Origin of the sequence: Pseudomonas sp. SIMBA_068, from assembly GCF_046534705.1 — a bacterium.
Taxonomy (GTDB): Bacteria; Pseudomonadota; Gammaproteobacteria; order Pseudomonadales; family Pseudomonadaceae; genus Aquipseudomonas; species Aquipseudomonas putida.
In genome coordinates, this window is the sequence record NZ_JAWRYI010001300.1 from 1 (window position 1) to 246 (window position 246).

The following is a 246-nucleotide window of genomic DNA, read 5'->3' on the forward strand; positions in this document are numbered from 1 at the left end:
TCAGCTTCCAGCGCCCACATCACGGTCATGGTAACGCCCTGACCAATTGAAGCGATGGCCAACGCAACCAACGCCACCGGCAGTGACCAGACGGAAACCCAGAAGAACAGCAGATAACCGCAGGTTCCCAGCAAAGCGCCAATCAGGAAGGTATTCTTTTTACCGATCCTCGCGACCATCCCCGGCACCAGCGGTGCCGATGCCACAGTACCAACCAGGTTTTGCACCAGTACCAGCACAGTGAAC

1 protein-coding gene is annotated in these 246 nt (G+C 56.9%); it reads right to left on the minus strand.

Features of this window, described 5'->3' with window-relative positions:
* Positions 1-246, minus strand: a 246-nt coding sequence (locus tag SB756_RS33780; protein ID WP_410913726.1) for an MFS transporter, incomplete at both ends; no start/stop codon positions are given.